The organism is Pseudoalteromonas sp. CH_XMU1449-3 (assembly GCF_037027245.1).
Classification (GTDB): domain Bacteria; phylum Pseudomonadota; class Gammaproteobacteria; order Enterobacterales; family Alteromonadaceae; genus Pseudoalteromonas; species Pseudoalteromonas shioyasakiensis.
In genome coordinates this window covers 1-15,654 of record NZ_JAYMDY010000013.1, presented here as the reverse complement: position 1 = coordinate 15,654, position 15,654 = coordinate 1, and the positions used below count along the sequence as shown (strand labels likewise).

14 protein-coding genes are annotated in these 15,654 nt (G+C 42.3%); 5 read left to right on the top strand and 9 right to left on the bottom strand.

Annotated elements, in window-relative coordinates; all coding sequences use genetic code 11:
* Positions 1 to 3 precede the first annotated feature (3 nt).
* Positions 4 to 1,062: a succinylglutamate desuccinylase/aspartoacylase family protein gene (locus WA256_RS15500; protein ID WP_062565957.1), complete on the top strand. Its 1,059-nt coding sequence runs from the start codon at positions 4 to 6 to the stop codon at positions 1,060 to 1,062.
* Positions 1,063 to 1,403: 341 nt separating this feature from the next.
* On the opposite strand, the gene WA256_RS15495 is transcribed toward WA256_RS15500, so the two are convergent.
* The 4 genes from WA256_RS15495 to recQ all read right to left on the bottom strand — a co-directional run bounded on the left by WA256_RS15495 (position 1,404) and on the right by recQ (position 5,939).
* A complete protein-coding gene (locus tag WA256_RS15495) occupies positions 1,404 to 1,964 on the bottom strand; it encodes a mechanosensitive ion channel domain-containing protein (protein WP_063529308.1) in 561 nt (186 codons plus the stop codon).
* A 64-nt stretch (positions 1,965 to 2,028) separates the two neighbouring features.
* On the bottom strand, positions 2,029 to 3,744 hold the full coding sequence (locus tag WA256_RS15490; protein WP_335992582.1) for a BamA/TamA family outer membrane protein: 1,716 nt from the start codon (positions 3,742 to 3,744) through the stop codon (positions 2,029 to 2,031).
* Between the two features lie 67 nt (positions 3,745 to 3,811).
* Complete coding sequence (locus WA256_RS15485; protein ID WP_062565955.1) at positions 3,812 to 4,108, bottom strand: DUF3630 family protein; 297 nt, start codon at positions 4,106 to 4,108, stop codon at positions 3,812 to 3,814.
* 7 nt (positions 4,109 to 4,115) lie between these two features.
* Positions 4,116 to 5,939, bottom strand: a complete 1,824-nt coding sequence (recQ, locus tag WA256_RS15480) for a DNA helicase RecQ (protein ID WP_055021899.1) — start codon at positions 5,937 to 5,939, stop codon at positions 4,116 to 4,118.
* 225 nt (positions 5,940 to 6,164) lie between these two features.
* Between recQ and rarD the strand changes: the two genes are divergently transcribed.
* Entirely contained in the window at positions 6,165 to 7,088 is a 924-nt protein-coding gene (rarD, locus tag WA256_RS15475) for an EamA family transporter RarD (RefSeq protein ID WP_063529309.1), read from the top strand.
* Positions 7,089 to 7,090: 2 nt separating this feature from the next.
* Here the strand turns inward: rarD and WA256_RS15470 are convergent, their stop codons facing one another.
* Positions 7,091 to 8,326 (bottom strand): GGDEF domain-containing response regulator, encoded by a 1,236-nt coding sequence (locus tag WA256_RS15470; RefSeq protein WP_335992581.1) that lies wholly within the window; start codon positions 8,324 to 8,326, stop codon positions 7,091 to 7,093.
* Positions 8,327 to 8,404: 78 nt separating this feature from the next.
* A complete protein-coding gene (locus tag WA256_RS15465; protein WP_054563414.1) occupies positions 8,405 to 8,779 on the bottom strand; it encodes a DUF413 domain-containing protein in 375 nt (124 codons plus the stop codon).
* A gap of 90 nt (positions 8,780 to 8,869) precedes the next feature.
* Between WA256_RS15465 and WA256_RS15460 the strand changes: the two genes are divergently transcribed.
* A complete protein-coding gene (locus tag WA256_RS15460) occupies positions 8,870 to 9,724 on the top strand; it encodes a LysR family transcriptional regulator (protein WP_054554216.1) in 855 nt (284 codons plus the stop codon).
* A gap of 196 nt (positions 9,725 to 9,920) precedes the next feature.
* Complete coding sequence (locus tag WA256_RS15455) at positions 9,921 to 10,853, top strand: porin (protein ID WP_054563416.1); 933 nt, start codon at positions 9,921 to 9,923, stop codon at positions 10,851 to 10,853.
* Between the two features lie 95 nt (positions 10,854 to 10,948).
* Here the strand turns inward: WA256_RS15455 and recG are convergent, their stop codons facing one another.
* Genes recG through asnC form a run of 3 tightly spaced genes read right to left on the bottom strand, consistent with a single transcriptional unit; the run spans position 10,949 to position 14,289 of the window.
* Positions 10,949 to 13,030 (bottom strand): ATP-dependent DNA helicase RecG, encoded by a 2,082-nt coding sequence (gene recG, locus WA256_RS15450; RefSeq protein WP_335992580.1) that lies wholly within the window; start codon positions 13,028 to 13,030, stop codon positions 10,949 to 10,951.
* A 39-nt stretch (positions 13,031 to 13,069) separates the two neighbouring features.
* Positions 13,070 to 13,786 (bottom strand): tRNA (guanosine(18)-2'-O)-methyltransferase TrmH, encoded by a 717-nt coding sequence (gene trmH, locus WA256_RS15445; protein ID WP_055197629.1) that lies wholly within the window; start codon positions 13,784 to 13,786, stop codon positions 13,070 to 13,072.
* Between the two features lie 44 nt (positions 13,787 to 13,830).
* Entirely contained in the window at positions 13,831 to 14,289 is a 459-nt protein-coding gene (gene asnC, locus WA256_RS15440; protein ID WP_054554220.1) for a transcriptional regulator AsnC, read from the bottom strand.
* A 197-nt stretch (positions 14,290 to 14,486) separates the two neighbouring features.
* Between asnC and asnA the strand changes: the two genes are divergently transcribed.
* Positions 14,487 to 15,482: an aspartate--ammonia ligase gene (gene asnA, locus WA256_RS15435; RefSeq protein WP_054563419.1), complete on the top strand. Its 996-nt coding sequence runs from the start codon at positions 14,487 to 14,489 to the stop codon at positions 15,480 to 15,482.
* The last annotated feature ends 172 nt before the right edge of the window (positions 15,483 to 15,654 follow it).

Here is a 15,654-nt window from a genome sequence, read left to right as displayed (position 1 = left end):
TGCGTGGCTAAGGTTAAGAAAAATACACCGTTTTCAATTTTAGGCGATACGGTGGGTGTTGGCGAACGTAAAACATTTGCAATTGAAGCTGCCAAGCTTTACACCCATTCGCCGTTAAATATTCCAATTGAAGTCGTCAATGGTGTGCAGCAAGGGCCTGTATTAATGGTATGTGCTGCTATTCACGGTGATGAGCTCAATGGTGTTGAGGTTGTTAGGCAGTTGCTTGCTAAAATCGATCCAGAGCAATTGCGCGGTACTATTATTGCGGTACCGATTGTGAATGTGTTTGGCTTTATTCACAAGTCACGCTACTTACCAGACCGCCGTGACATGAACCGCAGTTTTCCGGGCTCAACGCGTGGCTCGTTAGCTGGGCGAATGGCGAATGCGTTTTTTACTCAAGTGGCAATGCATTGTACGCATATTATTGATTTACACACAGGTGCAATTCATCGTACGAACTTGCCGCAAATTCGTGCTAATTTGAGCGACCCTGCAACAGCAGCCATGGCAAAAGCGTTTGGCACCCCAGCAGTGATTGATGCGTCACTTCGTAATGGTTCATTGCGCAGTGAAGCGGCCAATTTAGGCATACCCGTTATTACTTATGAAGCTGGTGAAGCGCTTCGCTTTGACCCAATTGCCATTGCTGCAGGCGTGCAAGGTGTTGATTATGTGATGCGTCATTTAAAAATGGTGCGTGGTAAGCGTGCTAAGAAACTGCCAGAGCCGGTTATTGCAAGCTCGACGAGTTGGATACGTGCCGAAGTTGACGGTATTGTTCGTGCACAGGTATCACTGGGTGAGCGAGTAATGAAAGGGCAGGTTCTAGCTTATATAAGTAGCCCACTAGGTGATGCTGAACTTGAACTACTGGCGCCACGCAGTGGTATTGTCATTGGTCAGCAAACTATGCCGCTGGTAAACGAGGGGGATGCAGTATTCCATCTTGCTTACTTTGCTCACGCAAACAGCCTAGTTGAACAACAGCTCGAAAACTTTATTGATGAAATAAGTGATATTGAAGACGAGTTAAAAACCGCAGATTTAAATAACTAATAACCTATTCTGTAATTCAAAAAGCCAAACTATATGTTTGGCTTTTTTGTATCCGCCTGTCCCCATCTATTACTTGACCTTAGAGCAAGTGCAAGGTTTATAGTTTTTTTACTTACTTAATTGTCGTAAAAATGACTAAAGGATCAAAGATGAAAATGTTTCTATTTTACACAGGCTTATTTACGCTTGCTATTTCACTTACGCACGGCTTTTTTACAGAGCTAAGTGTTGCTCATATCGTGTTATTTCACCCTTTAGTCATTCTATTTTGTTTTATATTAATCGCCTACGGAAGCAGAAAAATAACACCTATTTAGCAAGGTCTCGTTAACTTTAAGCCGTTACTTTTTTGGGCCTAAAATACGTTTTATGGTTGGCGCTTTAGTCGCTGTAGGTGGGTTCTTTAACACCATTACAGGGCGGGTGACAAAGATGTTGTTTGGGTAAATCACTTTGTGACCATCAACATGCTCAAGTACAACATTCATTAAGCCCATTTCGATAATGCGGCCTTCTAAGAAGTTTGCACCGTCAATTACTCTTACCCAAAAGCCAACACGGCAGTCGTTTTGAATAAACATCAACAAGAACGCTGTTAGGTTACTTAGTAAAGACCAGGCGGCAAAAAGCGCGACACCTAGCATGGCAAAAATTGATGAGCCAAGTACTAATAAGCCCCGTAGCTCTATCCCCCAAAAAACTAACACTAAGCACAGCATAACAATGGCAAGAATAATATTCAGCAACAGCTCCGCACGGTATTCACGATGCGGATCAGCCTTGCCTTTAATTGCTTTTAACAGCAGCTTTTTGGTGGTTTTACGCAGTAATGGATAGAGCAAAACCGCGATAATAGTCACGATTAAATGATATTGCTCGTTAAAGAATTCGACGAAGTCCAAAAGGGTTCCTAAGTTAATATTTTACGCTTCGATTTTAGCTTTTTAGCTTAACAATAACACTACTTTAAAAGGTATTTTTAACCGTTACTAGCCATTGCACAGAGTCTATGTCGTCATCTTGCTTGTTAATAGGTGCGGCAATATCTAGGTGAATAACCGTACCGGCATTGGCACGGCTTGGCGCTAAGCGCAGGCCCACACCCACATTTTGTAGCACGTTACCATTGGCACCATTATCTTTGTCGTTATACCAAGCTCTACCAATATCATAAAACGCGGCACCACCCACTTTAAACAATTGTAGTAAGTCATATTCCCAGTAGTAGCGTTTTTCTAGAGTCACTAAGAAGCTGCGGTCGCCTACTTGGTAGTCAAGCGGGTAACCGCGTAGACCATTTTCACCACCAATAGTGAGTTGTTTATCAGCAGTGAGGTTTTCAGCATATTGTAAGCGTACTTTGGCATACCAGCTTTGCCTTAGTGTGGTATTGAGATAATACTGTAGCTGCGTGCTAGCGAATAGGTTTTCGACATCATCGGTTTCTTCATTCCAGTAGCCATCAAGGTCTGCTTTAAAGCGCCATAACTGATTGTCTCCAGAGTAATGCGCTTTTGATAAAGATAACGAATAAATAGTACGGCTGGCATCGTCGCTAAAATCATCACTCGAATAACCGAGTAAGGCATGGATATTCCAACCAAGGTTTAAATCTTCAGTGCGGTAGATGCTATCGAAGTTTCTAACCTTAACGTAGTGATCTTCAAACCATTGGCCACTAACGTAAGGGTAACTCAGCGTTCTATCTTCAGCGATAGGAAAGCGCGTGAATGGCGTTTCTCTAAAGGTTTCTTCTCGGTTTTCGATGCCAAGCTTAATGCGCTGAGTCCAACTATTACCAAGTTGTGATGAATGACCAAAGTAAGCGCGGTTTAATAAGGTTTTTTGTTCAAACTCACTAACTACGTCACCGCGATAGTAAAGTGACTCTCGGCGTTGATCAGAGTAACTTGTAACACCGTAGCTGTAGGGCGTATCAATCGAGAAAAAAGGATAGCTTACATCGAGATAATGACGTTTACCGTCATCGTTATCTGAATATTCTAAACGGCCTTGATAACGGCTAGAGAAAATATGCGGATCATCATACACAAACAGATAACCAGTGCGATCAGCATCACGGGTACGACTAAACGACACTCGTTTACCCCAGCCTAAAAAGTTAGATTCGCGAAAGCCAATGCTCGACTCATTCTTACCACCACTGCGGCTAAAGCTTATTTCGGGCAGTAGGGTCCACAGATCGCGCGTAATTACTTTTACATGTACGTTGCCATCACAATCGAGCTTTGCGTTGATACGCGCATCATATAAGTAGCCTTGTTTACGCAGTAATCGCTCTGACTCAAGCAGTTTACGTGGATTGTAAACATCACCTTCTTGAAACAATAAAACGCTGTGTATTACATTAGGCTCTGTAGTCATGTGAGCGCGATTGGCAAAGCGAAATAAAAAGTTATTTTCTTCTTCAAGCTCAGTGTTAAATACGTTCAGCTGTTCAAGTTCAATAGAGACTATTTTACGGTTATTAGCGGCATCGGGTAGGGGGTTATCCGCATCGAGCTGGCGGCGTAAGTTATTATCTTGTGATTTAAGCGTACGTTGGTTTTGACAATAATTACTATCGTCAGTAAAGAACTGCTCTGCATGAACATTGGCTGCTATGCAGATTGGTAATAGTGTTATTAACCTAGCAACAAAGTGCGACTGCTTAAATCCCATTTACACCCTTAGTTGAGTATCTCCTGTGCAACTACTACATACTAAGCGTGGGAAAATGTCTAGCTTATTATTGTAATTGCGCTACTAAATACTGATGAAGTTGTGGCAATGCAGCACTGGCTTCTATGCCCTCAGCATTGATCCAAATACTTTCACTGTAATGTTCAAAGTTTAGATTAAAACTATGATCTGTAAAGTGAAAGCGTAATTGATGACGATCAGCACCGGCATCAAAGTCGGCGGTTGTTATGGCTGGCGCGTGCAAGAAAAGGGTTGCCCAAAGTTCAAAGTCTTCATCGTGTGGAAGCTCACTCGACGTTATGAGAATAATCTCATGCTCGGCATCATAAGTTAGTTCAGTCATAGCAGTCCTAATTGGTGGCAAGATAGTCGCGAATGGTATTTAAAAACGGTGCGCCGTACTTATTGAGTTTAGTGAAACCAACACCTGACACCTTCAAAAACTCACTGTCGTTGGTTGGCATTAACTGCGCCATTTCAGCGAGGGTTTTATCATTGAATACCACATAAGGTGGTACATCATCGGCATCGGCCAGTTCTTTACGTAAAGCGCGTAATTTCGCAAATAACTTTTTATCGTAATTAAACTGAGCGAGTTTATCTTGGTAAACGTGCTTAGCTTGTAAGCGAGGCTCAGCAAGTTGCAATGCATATTCACTTTTAAGTACTGCACGGGCGGCTTCGGTTAAGCGTAATGACGAACCTTGGGTAATATCTTGGCTTAATAACCCTTGATGGATAAGCTGCCTTAAAATACTTAGCCAGAATTCCACGCTGTGTTCTTTACCTATGCCATAGGTGCTTAGCTGATGGTGATTGTTATCTCGAATGCGGCTAGTGTTTGCACCGCGCAGTAACTCAACAATATAACCAATCCCAAAACGTTGCTCAGCACGATATACACACGACAAGGCTTGTTGCGCTACAAGGGTGCCATCAAAGCTGGTGGGTGGGTTTAAGCAAATATCACAGTTACCACAGGTTTCGCGCTTATATTCACTAAAATAATTGAGCAAGATTTGTCTGCGGCATGTTTGTGCTTCGGCGAAGCTTGCCATGGCATTAAAGCGCTGCTCTTCAACACGACGACGTTGCTCGTCTTCAATATCTTCAAAAAAGCGGCGTACGCGGCCTATGTCTGCCGGATCAAAATACATAATCGCTTCTGCAGCCAGGCCATCACGACCTGCACGACCGGTTTCTTGATAGTAAGCCTCGATGCTTTTTGGAATATCGTAATGCACCACAAAACGTACGTTTGGTTTATTAATTCCCATGCCAAAGGCAACGGTCGCAACCACAATTTGAATATCGTCACGGGCAAAGCCCGATTGCACAAATTGGCGTTGCTCGTTACTCATTCCCGCATGGTAGGCGGCGGCATTGAACCCGGCGTCTGCAAGTTTTTCGGCTACATCATCAACCCGTTTGCGGCTGGTGCAATAAATAATGCCACTTTGATTTTGCTGCTCTTTTAAATATCGAAGCAGTTGCACCATAGGTTTGAATTTTTCTTCTATGGTGTAACGAATGTTCGGTCTATCGAAGCTACCAGTGTGCACGTAAGGGTGGTTAAGCTGAAGCTGTTCAATAATATCGTAACGAGTTGCTTTATCTGCCGTTGCTGTAAGGGCCATCATGGGCACATGCATAAAGCGTTGCTTTAACTCGTTGAGCCGACAGTAATGCGGCCTAAAGTCATGACCCCAATGCGACACACAGTGAGCTTCATCAATTGCAAAAAGTGCGAGTTTTAGATGACTCAAGCGTTCTAAAAATTCGTGTTGCAGTACTTTTTCTGGTGCAACATATAACAGCTTAATTTGCCCATAGTGCAATTGCTGATAGACAGCTTGCTGCTCTTCAAAAGGCAGGCTGTTGTTGATGTAGGCCGCTTGCACGCCGAGTGCTCTTAGTTGGGCAACTTGGTCTTGCATCAAGGAAATAAGCGGCGAGATAACCACAGTCACACCATCAAGGATCAAAGCAGGTACTTGATAGCATAATGATTTGCCTCCACCCGTTGGTAGGAGTACAAGCGAGTCTTGTCCGTCTAGCGCTGCGGCTATAATCGCTTCTTGGCCATCACGAAAGTCCTTGTAACCAAACACTTGTTTGAGTACGGCTTGTGGTGATCTAACGGGTGTGTTGGACATTGCGGTATTGGTATTCATCGCCGTGCATTTTAGTGGTTTTTTATGGCGATGTCTGTAGAAATATACCCAAACGACCTCAAGATGCAGAATTCAGCGTTTCACAGGTGCTTAATATCAAGGCGTTACTTTGCAATAATGACAGTCCCTTTTAAGAAGTAAATACATGGGTTTATTTAGCGTGTTTTGGTTGCGTCACTGCTAAGGGGGCGTAAAATAGCGTTTTTAAACTATAAAGCCAAACTTATGCCTACCAACATTGAGCAGCGAAAAGGCGTTATTTTCGCTTGTTTAGCCTTTTTTATGTGGGGTCTTGCGCCCATTTACTTTAAGTTTCTACAGCAGATTTCTGCGTTTGAAATCTTAATGCACCGTGTTATTTGGTCGGTGTTATTTTTACTTCTTATTATTGCTGCTCGTCATCAATGGCAGCGTATTCGTGTTGTACTCGGACAACCTAAATTACTTTTGATGTTGGTAATAACAGCAAGTTTACTTGGCTTTAACTGGGGGTTATTTATTTGGGCAGTGAACAATAATCATATGCTCGATGCCAGTTTAGGTTATTACATAAATCCATTACTGAATGTGTTATTGGGTATGTTATTTTTAGGTGAGCGACTACGCAAGTGGCAAGGCGTTGCGGTAGGTCTAGCGCTTTGTGGTGTGTTGCTTCAGCTTGTGAGCTTTGGTTCATTCCCTGTGGTTGCTTTCTCATTAGCAGGATCGTTTGCTATTTATGGGTTACTTCGTAAAAAGCTGCCGATTGAATCATTGCCAGGGTTATTGCTTGAAGCGCTTATATTATTGCCAGTTGCGCTTATTTACTGGTGGTTGATGGCGCCTACTGCAAGCTCAGATTTAACTGCGAATGATTGGCACATTAACGTGTTACTCATTAGTGCTGGTGTGGTGACAACCTTACCGCTGTTATGTTTTACCGGTGCAGCAAAGCGCCTGCAATACAGTACGCTTGGCTTTTTTCAGTACATTGGCCCAAGTTTAATGTTTATGCTTGCCGTGGCGTTTTACGGTGAGGTATTTGATGCTGAGCGAGTGGTGACGTTTGCGTGTATTTGGAGCGCTTTGGCATTATTCAGCTGGGATTCGTATCGTCAGAGCCGTAAGCAACGCAAAGCGCAATTAGAGGCGGTAACTAAGCCTGTGTAGGCTTAGCTTACTAGTTTATTGCGTCCAGTGTCTTTTGCTTGATAAAGCTTTAAATCGGCCTGTTTTATTAGTTCATCCAAACTATAAACAGGCCCATTATGAAAACCAATCGACAGTGTAAACTTGATATGGTCTTTACTGAACTCAGGGCTGTGTTTTTCGACAAATAAGCGGAATTTCTCTAAACGTTGCAGAGATTCTTGCGGGTCTTGATCTGCAAAATAGACTGCAAACTCTTCACCACCAAAGCGGCCTACTAAGTTATCTTCAAAATACTTTGCCATACATTGCGATAGGCCCTTAAGAACTTCATCACCGGCATCATGACCGTAGTTATCGTTAATTGATTTAAAGTGGTCAATATCAATCATGGCTAAAGAGACTGAGGTATCTGACACTTTTGCAGCTTTTAGATGACTGTTTGCTTCACCAAAGAAATAGCGGCGATTAGGCAGCTTAGTGAGGTAATCAGTGTTTGCTTGTAAACGAATCGTTTTAATGTTTTCAAGCATGTCGACGTTCTGGCTGAGCCGACAATAAAACTCTTCATTGTTGAATGGCTTACGAAGGTAATCGTCTGCGCCAGATTTCAAAAAGCGCGTTGATAAATGCAGAGTATCGAGTGCAGAAATGCCGATTATGGCCTTTTCATCGTTGGAGTATAAACGGCGAATTTCAACACAGAGCTCATCCCCATTCATGTTAGGCATTTCATTATCGGTAATGATCACCGATATTTTTGGGTTTTCAGCCAGTACTTTTAAAGCATCAACACCATCAACCGCTTCGATTGTTTGGTATTTATGACGGGTTAATAAGTTACAAATATGGTGGCGTGTTGCCGCTGAATCATCGACTACTAATACCAATATTTGCTCATTACGAGGCAAGCGAGCCAGTTGTTTTTCTAGGTATTGATAGGCTTGTTTATTTTCTTTGGTGATGTAATCAATAATGGGGTGTTTTTCAACGATACTACGTGTTGTTTCGTCAAGGTTGCCAGTCATTACAATGGTCGGGATATCGGCTTCGATGGTGCAAGGAACTGCTTCACCGTTTGGCGCATCAGGCAGAATAAAATCTACTACGGCACAAAAGTAACTGTGCTTGCTAATGAGCTCTTTTGCCTCAGCTAAGCTACCGGCTATGTCGGCTTCATAGCCAACTTTTTGCGCGATGTGCTTTTGCACCCGCGCAATGGTTGGCGTATCTTCAATTATTAATATTCTTCGAGTCACAGCTTGCCTTGTAATAACTTATTGGCGAAACAAAAGTTATTACAAGTTTTAACCCTAAAAGGGTAAAAAAGCAAATTGTTATAGGCTGTCTGACTCAGAATAATATTCAACACTTTGTGGTGTTGAGGTCGCAATGCGAGAGCGCCCAAATAATGTGTGAAACTTGGTTTTACAGGTTGTTTGCTTAAGGTATTTTATCCAAGCGCGCTCAATCGGATTGGTCGCTTCAAGATTACCGGTAACAACTTGTACAAATTGAGTTTGAAATTCATTTTGTGGTTCTAGGGTTTTGTTGTATAAACCCTTTAGAACAACACCATGCTGCTCGAGAATGTCGGCTTCTAGCAAAGTGAAGTGACCACTACGACCAAAACCGCGTGGGAAATTTTGATCATCATAGAATTGACGTTGGCTTGCAAATGCCTGACGAAGTGATGAAATGTCATTGCTCATGGCTTTATCCTCATGCCCTAATTTCTTGCTGGAGTATGGATCAAGTTGTCGATTTTATTAAACAAATTATTTTTATCGTAAGGGTAAAAAATGGATATCGATTTATTGAAGACTTTTGTTGAAGTGGTTCGTACACGCCATTTCGGTAAAGCAGCTGAAAATTTATATATTACACAGTCTGCGGTGAGTTTTCGGATCCGACAATTAGAGCAAGGTTTAGGCGTTAACTTATTTATTCGTCAACGAAACAACATACAGTTAACGGCGCCGGGTGAGAGACTACTGCCACACGCACAAATGATCATTACGGGTATGCAGCGCGCAAAAGTTGATGTGGCACTTGCAGATAATATGCATAAGCAAATTAGCTTAGCGGGAACACCTAATATATGGGATGCATTTTTACAGTTTGGTATTACTAATATTGTTTCTGCTATGCCGGGTGTGTCGTTAGTTGCTGAAGTCAAAGCACAACAAGAGAGTACTCGCTTATTACTGGAACGTACTCTAGATTTAGCAGTGTTGTTCGATCCCCCTAAAGTAGATGAACTAGTTGTACAGCGAATTTGTGAGCTACCTATTATTCCAGTGAGCGCCTTTGAAACTGCAAATAGTGAAAACTTTTTCGATAACCAATATGTTTATGTTGATTGGGGAACCACCTTTTCTTTATGGCATGCTCGTGAGTTTAACGGTCACGCTCCTCCTTATTTTAGAACCAGCACAGGTCGTATTGCACTTGACTTAATTTTGAAGTGTGGCGGCAGTGCGTTTATTCCTCAGTTACTAGTTGAAGAGCAGCTTAAATCTGGTGAGCTTTATCATGTTGAAGATGTTGCGCATACTTCGCGCGATGTGTTTGTTGCTTACCACAGAGATAACGAACAAACTCCTTTATTAGAGAAGTTAGTGACCTTATTAACTGAACTACAAATAAAAGCTTAAAATTAATTTAATTTAGCTTTCATAAAAAATTAATGCTGCAACAGCAGGTTACGTTTTTATTTCAAAAATAATTACATTTTGTGAAGCTAAATTGACGCTTTTATTTCAATTGTCATCTTTCTGTCATTTTTCGCTGTCACACTGCGCGCATTGAAACACAACATGTGTTTTTTGTTGCGATTATTGAGGAAACGACATGAAATTTGCAAAGTCTAGCTTATTCCTAGCTTTATTTGGTGGTTTATCTTTTTCTGCATTAGCTGATGTAGATGTATATGGTAAAGCAAACGTGACTGTTCAATCATCAGATGATGGCGAAGGGTCTTTCACTGAAATTAAAAGCAATAACTCACGTTTTGGCTTAAAAGGTTCAGAAAAAATTTCTGAAGGTTTAGAAGCTGTTTATAAATTTGAGTTTGGTGTAGACGTATCTGACGCTGATTCAAAAGGCGACAACGACGATAACATCACTGCACGTAACCAATACGTGGGTGTTAAAGGTAGCTTTGGTCAAGTTGTTATCGGTCGTAACGATACAGCAATGAAGCAGTCTCAAGGTAAAGTTGATTTATTCAATGACCTTGAAGGTGATATCAAGAACGCATTTAAAGGTGAAAACCGTTTAGGCGACACAATTTCTTATGCTTCTAAAGACTTCAGTGGCTTCAAAGTATTAGCAACTTATGTGGCTGAAGATGATGTAGATGCTGATAACGGTTACTCAGTAGCGTTAACTTACGGCGATGCTAAACTTAAAGAAAGCAAACTTTATGCATCAGTTGCAGCTGACAGCGAAGTAAAAGGTTACGACATTGTTCGTGCAACAGTTCAAGGTAAACTAGGTGACTTCAAACTAGGTGCTATGTACCAAACACAAGAAAAAGTGGATGGTAGTGCAGAAGCTGATGGTTACTTAGTAAATGCTGCTTACCAAATGAATAGCAACACTTTCAAAGTACAGTACCAAGTAATTGACTTTGATGAAGGCGATAAGAAAACAGCTATCTCTGCAGGTGTTGATCACAAGCTTAGCAAAAACACCAAAGTATTTGGTTTCTACTCAACGTTTGATACAGACAATCAAGTTGACCAAGACTACCTAGGTGTTGGTATTGAATACAAGTTCTAATCCAACCTTTGGATAACTCCCTAACTTGTCAGCCCAGCTAATTAGCTGGGCTTTTTTGTTCTAGCCGAGAATTTGTAGCCTAGTTAGACTTGCGATCAAGCTTGTGCGTAGTTTGATTTGCCAGCAAGCCAACGTTGAATCAATTTATCGGTAAGCTCTGGATAGTCGTTCAAAATTTTGAAGGCAATGGGTCTTACATGATCGAGTGTTTGTTTATCGCGGTTTAAGTCGGCGATTTTAAATTCGGCTAGGCCTGTTTGTTTGGTACCAAGTACTTCACCAGGGCCACGGATTTCGAGATCTCGCTCAGCGATAACAAAGCCATCATTACTTTCACGCAGCACACCTAAGCGCTTTTGAGCCGTCGCTGATAATGGCGCATGATAAAGTAAAACACAGTGTGATGCCGTTGCCCCACGACCAACACGGCCGCGCAGCTGGTGGAGTTGTGCAAGGCCTAACCGTTCAGGGTTTTCAATAATGATAAGGCTGGCATTAGGCACATCAACACCTACTTCAATCACCGTTGTGGCAACGAGTACATGAATATTACCCGCTTTAAACTCGCTCATAATGGCTTGTTTTTCGGCGGCTTTCATCCGGCCATGCACTAAGCCAACGTTTAGCTCTGGCAATGCCGCTTTTAATTGCTCTGCGCTATCTTCCGCGGCTTGGCATTGCAGTACTTCAGATTCATCAATCAGAGTGCAAACCCAATACACTTGACGACCTTGCTCTGTACACGCTGTTCTCACACGTTGAATTATTTCGTCTCGGCGTGCATCTGGAATAGCCACCGTTGTAATAGGTGTTCTACCGGGTGGTAACTCATCAATCACTGAGGTTTCTAAGTCAGCGTAGGCTGTCATTGCTAGCGTTCGCGGGATAGGTGTTGCTGTCATCACTAATTGGTGCGGGTAACAATCACCAAAGCGGCCTTTTTCGCGCAGTGATAAGCGCTGGTGAACACCAAAGCGGTGCTGCTCATCAATAATAATTAAAACGAGATTGTTAAACTCAACCTGCTCTTGGAATAACGCATGGGTGCCAACAATCATTTGTGCTTCCCCAGAGGCGATTTTTTCCAAAGTTGCTGCGCGCTCTTTACCTTTACTTTTGCCACCTAACCAAGCGACTTCAACACCGAGTTGATTAAACCATTGGCTAAAGTTGATACCATGTTGCTCTGATAAAATCTCTGTTGGTGCCATTAAAGCTACTTGGTAGCCTTCGCTTATCGCGGTGAGCGCACTGAGTGCTGCAACTAAGGTTTTACCGGAGCCTACATCGCCTTGCACTAGGCGCATCATCGGAAACGGGTGTTGTAAGTCACCTTTGATTTCTGCCACCACACGACTTTGCGCGTTAGTTGGGCTAAAGGCTAAATTAGCTAAAAACTGCTGCTCAAGTTGATTATGAGGCTTTAATGATACTGCTTTTACCGTTTGCCCTTTTTGACGTAGCTTTAAAAGACTTAAGTTTTGCGCAAGCAGCTCTTCAAACACTAGCCGTTGCTGGGCAGGGTGCATACCTTGTTCAAGGGCAGTTAAATCAACATCGTTTTGTGGGCGATGTAAGGTCATAAGTGCATCGGCTAAACGCATTCCGGTCGGTTGAAACTGTTCTGGCAGTAACTCTTCGACAGGGTATTTAGTTAATAGTGCAAGTGCTTGATCGCTAAGTGCACGAATAGATAACTGTTTTAGCCCTTCGGTAACAGGATAAACCGGCGTAAGCGTGGTATTAGTTGGTTGCTCAGAAGGGGTATCCGATAAGCTGTATTCTGGATGTGTCATTTCAAAGCCAGCACGACCACGGCGGATCTCACCAAAGCAGCGAATGATTTTACCTGTACTTAAGGCATTTTTTTGAGCTGCGCTAAAGTTAAAAAACCTCAGTGTTAAACGGCCCGTGCCATCATTTACTTGGCAAACCAGCATGCGCCTTTTTCCAAAAGTAATTTGGCTGGTTTCAATGGTGGCTTCAACACTAACATGGCTATGCGGTTGGAGTTCGCAAATTGGGTGAATGCGGGTGCGGTCTTCATAACGGTGAGGCAAATGAAACAGCATGTCTTGCACCGTATGAATATTTAGCTTAGCAAGACGCTCGGCCATTTTCGGGCCGACGCCTTTTAATTCTGTAATTGGGTATAACGCTAAGCTAGGATGACTCAAAGGTGACTCAAATTATTAATTAGTAGACTGTTTTTCAGTTTACTTGCACTCGTTAGTGGCTTCAAGCGGTTGCGTGTGTTTTAAAATGTTCCAGAACGTTTCATCAGCAACAATTTCACCATTTTCATCAAGCTCAGGGTACGGTAGCTCTTTTTCACGGCATTGTTCAGCAATGATAGGGTGGCAGCCTTCAAACAAGATGCGGTGCTTAATTTTCGCATCAAGCATATCGCGGTTGTAAAGTCCGGCTTCTTCACGTTGGCGCTGTGCTTCAAATAGAATAAGTGCCGCAGCAACAGATACATTAAGAGATTGCACCATTCCTTGCATTGGGATAATGATATTTTTATCAGCATGAGCGAGGGCGCGTGGTGAAATACCATCACGTTCTTGGCCAACAATAACAGCCGTCGGTTTGGTGTAATCAATTTCACGAAAGTCGACTGCATCGTCGCTGAGATGAGTTGCTAAAATTTGTACTTCAGGATTTTGCGCACGCATCATGGCAACCGCTTCATCGATATTACGATGCAAGTGAGTTTCTAGCCAGTTTTTACTACCACCTGAGGTATTGTTAGTTAACCATTTTTGATTCTCTGGCCATACTGCATGTACGTGATGGCAGCCAGTCGCGTCAGCTGTGCGGGCAATGGCCGATAAATTATGATGCTTATGTACTTCTTCTAAACAAACCGTTAGGTCCGTTTGGCGGCGGTCTAACACGCGCTTAACACGCTCAAAGCGAGTTGTATCCATAGTTGTGTGCTCGTTGACGGATTCTAATTGGCGCTGATTATACCCTAGGGAACAACAGCACGGCTAATTGGGTTTTGTAATGAGATCAGCGTTTCTGTTGATTGAATAGCTTCGATGGCTTGTATTTTGTTAATTAACACATCTTGTAGATGATCAATTGAGCGCGCCATCACTTTGATAAATATACTGTAATTACCTGTGGTGTAATAGGCTTCGACAACTTCTTCTAGTTCTTTTAAATGCAGTAAAGTTTGTGGGTAATCACGGGCATTGTTGAGGTTAATACCAATAAAACAGCAAACATCGTAACCAAGCTGTTTGGCATCAATACTGACTTGGGTGCCTGTAATAATTCCCGCTTGTTTCATCTTTTCGACCCGTACATGAATAGTCCCGGCACTGACTGCAAAGCGTTTAGCGAGTTCTGCATAGGCTGTTCGCGCATTTTCCATTAAAGCATTAAGGATGTTTTTATCGAGATTATCGATTTGATAATTTTCCATGGTATTTATTAGTGTTAATTATTGAATCAATAAATTTTATAGCATTATTTTTATGAAAATTTCAATGTTAAGTTCTTTTTATTGCGGGTTATTGAAAATTACCTTTGTTTAGTTGAGGATTGTTTTAACAGGAGGGGCCAAGCAGCGGGTTTCTCTAATTAAGCAAGTAACAATAACTGGGAATGAGGCCAATTATTATGAGTTCACACTACCTGCAGCAACAGCAGCAAATTAGTAAAGTAAAACAGTTTTTTTCAAGCCAATTAGAACAACAATTAGGGTTAGTTGAAGTACAAGCACCAATCTTGGCAAAAGTAGGCGATGGTATTCAAGATAACTTAAGCGGTACTGAAAATGCTGTATCGGTAGCAGTGAAAACAATTCCGGGTAGCCAATTTGAAGTAGTCCACTCATTAGCTAAGTGGAAACGCAAAACTTTGGCTGATTACGATTTTTCGGTAGGTGAAGGACTTTATACGCACATGAAGGCGCTTCGTCCTGATGAAGAATCTTTAAGCCCAATTCACTCGGTGTATGTTGACCAATGGGACTGGGAAAAAGTAATTTGCGAGAGTACAGAGCGTACTTTAGACAAGCTAAAAGAAACCGTGACATCACTTTACCAGGCTATTAAAGCAACCGAACGTTTTGTCGCAAGCGAGTTTGATTTAACGCCGTTTTTGCCAGAGCAAATCACCTTTGTACACAGTGAACAGCTACGCCAGATGTATCCTGACTTTACTGCGAAACAACGTGAAAAAGCGGTAGCACAAGAATACGGTGCGGTATTTTTAATTGGTATAGGCGGCACACTTGCAGATGGCAAAATTCATGACGTACGAGCACCGGATTATGACGATTGGTCAACACAAACCTGTAGTAAATTTGCAGGCTTAAACGGTGATATTTTAGTTTGGAACCCTGTGCTTGAAGATGCATTTGAAATCTCTTCAATGGGCATTCGTGTTAGCCCTGATGCCTTAGCTACACAATTAGCGATTACAGGCGATCAAGCTCGCCTAGAGTTTGATTGGCATAAACAGCTACTGGCGAAAAAGTTTCCGCAAACAATTGGTGGTGGTATTGGTCAATCACGACTCGCTATGCTGCTGTTACAAAAACAGCATATCGGGCAAGTACAAGTTGGTGTTTGGCCTGAACAGCTAAAACAGCAAGTGGAAGGAATTCTTTAAAGAGTAATGATCCTGGTAAAAAGAGGCTTTAAGCCCAATGCCAGTCAGTTAAGCTGACTGGCATTTCTTTTTTTATGTGGGTACTTTGATGGCTTAGGCTTTATCGCTCTTGGGTATCGCCTATCTTCTCTTCTAGGTGGCAGTTTAAATAGTCTCAGCGTACCTAACAGAT

What these genes read in the sequence shown, in the direction of transcription:
- WA256_RS15490 (WP_335992582.1), bottom strand. Translation starts at nt 3,744, where the DNA reads ATGGGATTTAAGCAGTCGCACTTTGTTGCTAGGTTAATAACACTATTA.
- WA256_RS15485 (WP_062565955.1), bottom strand. Translation starts at nt 4,108, where the DNA reads ATGACTGAACTAACTTATGATGCCGAGCATGAGATTATTCTCATAACG.
- recQ (WP_055021899.1), bottom strand. Translation starts at nt 5,939, where the DNA reads ATGAATACCAATACCGCAATGTCCAACACACCCGTTAGATCACCACAA.
- rarD (WP_063529309.1), top strand. Translation starts at nt 6,165, where the DNA reads ATGCCTACCAACATTGAGCAGCGAAAAGGCGTTATTTTCGCTTGTTTA.
- WA256_RS15465 (WP_054563414.1), bottom strand. Translation starts at nt 8,779, where the DNA reads ATGAGCAATGACATTTCATCACTTCGTCAGGCATTTGCAAGCCAACGT.
- WA256_RS15460 (WP_054554216.1), top strand. Translation starts at nt 8,870, where the DNA reads ATGGATATCGATTTATTGAAGACTTTTGTTGAAGTGGTTCGTACACGC.
- WA256_RS15455 (WP_054563416.1), top strand. Translation starts at nt 9,921, where the DNA reads ATGAAATTTGCAAAGTCTAGCTTATTCCTAGCTTTATTTGGTGGTTTA.
- trmH (WP_055197629.1), bottom strand. Translation starts at nt 13,786, where the DNA reads ATGGATACAACTCGCTTTGAGCGTGTTAAGCGCGTGTTAGACCGCCGC.
- asnC (WP_054554220.1), bottom strand. Translation starts at nt 14,289, where the DNA reads ATGGAAAATTATCAAATCGATAATCTCGATAAAAACATCCTTAATGCT.
- asnA (WP_054563419.1), top strand. Translation starts at nt 14,487, where the DNA reads ATGAGTTCACACTACCTGCAGCAACAGCAGCAAATTAGTAAAGTAAAA.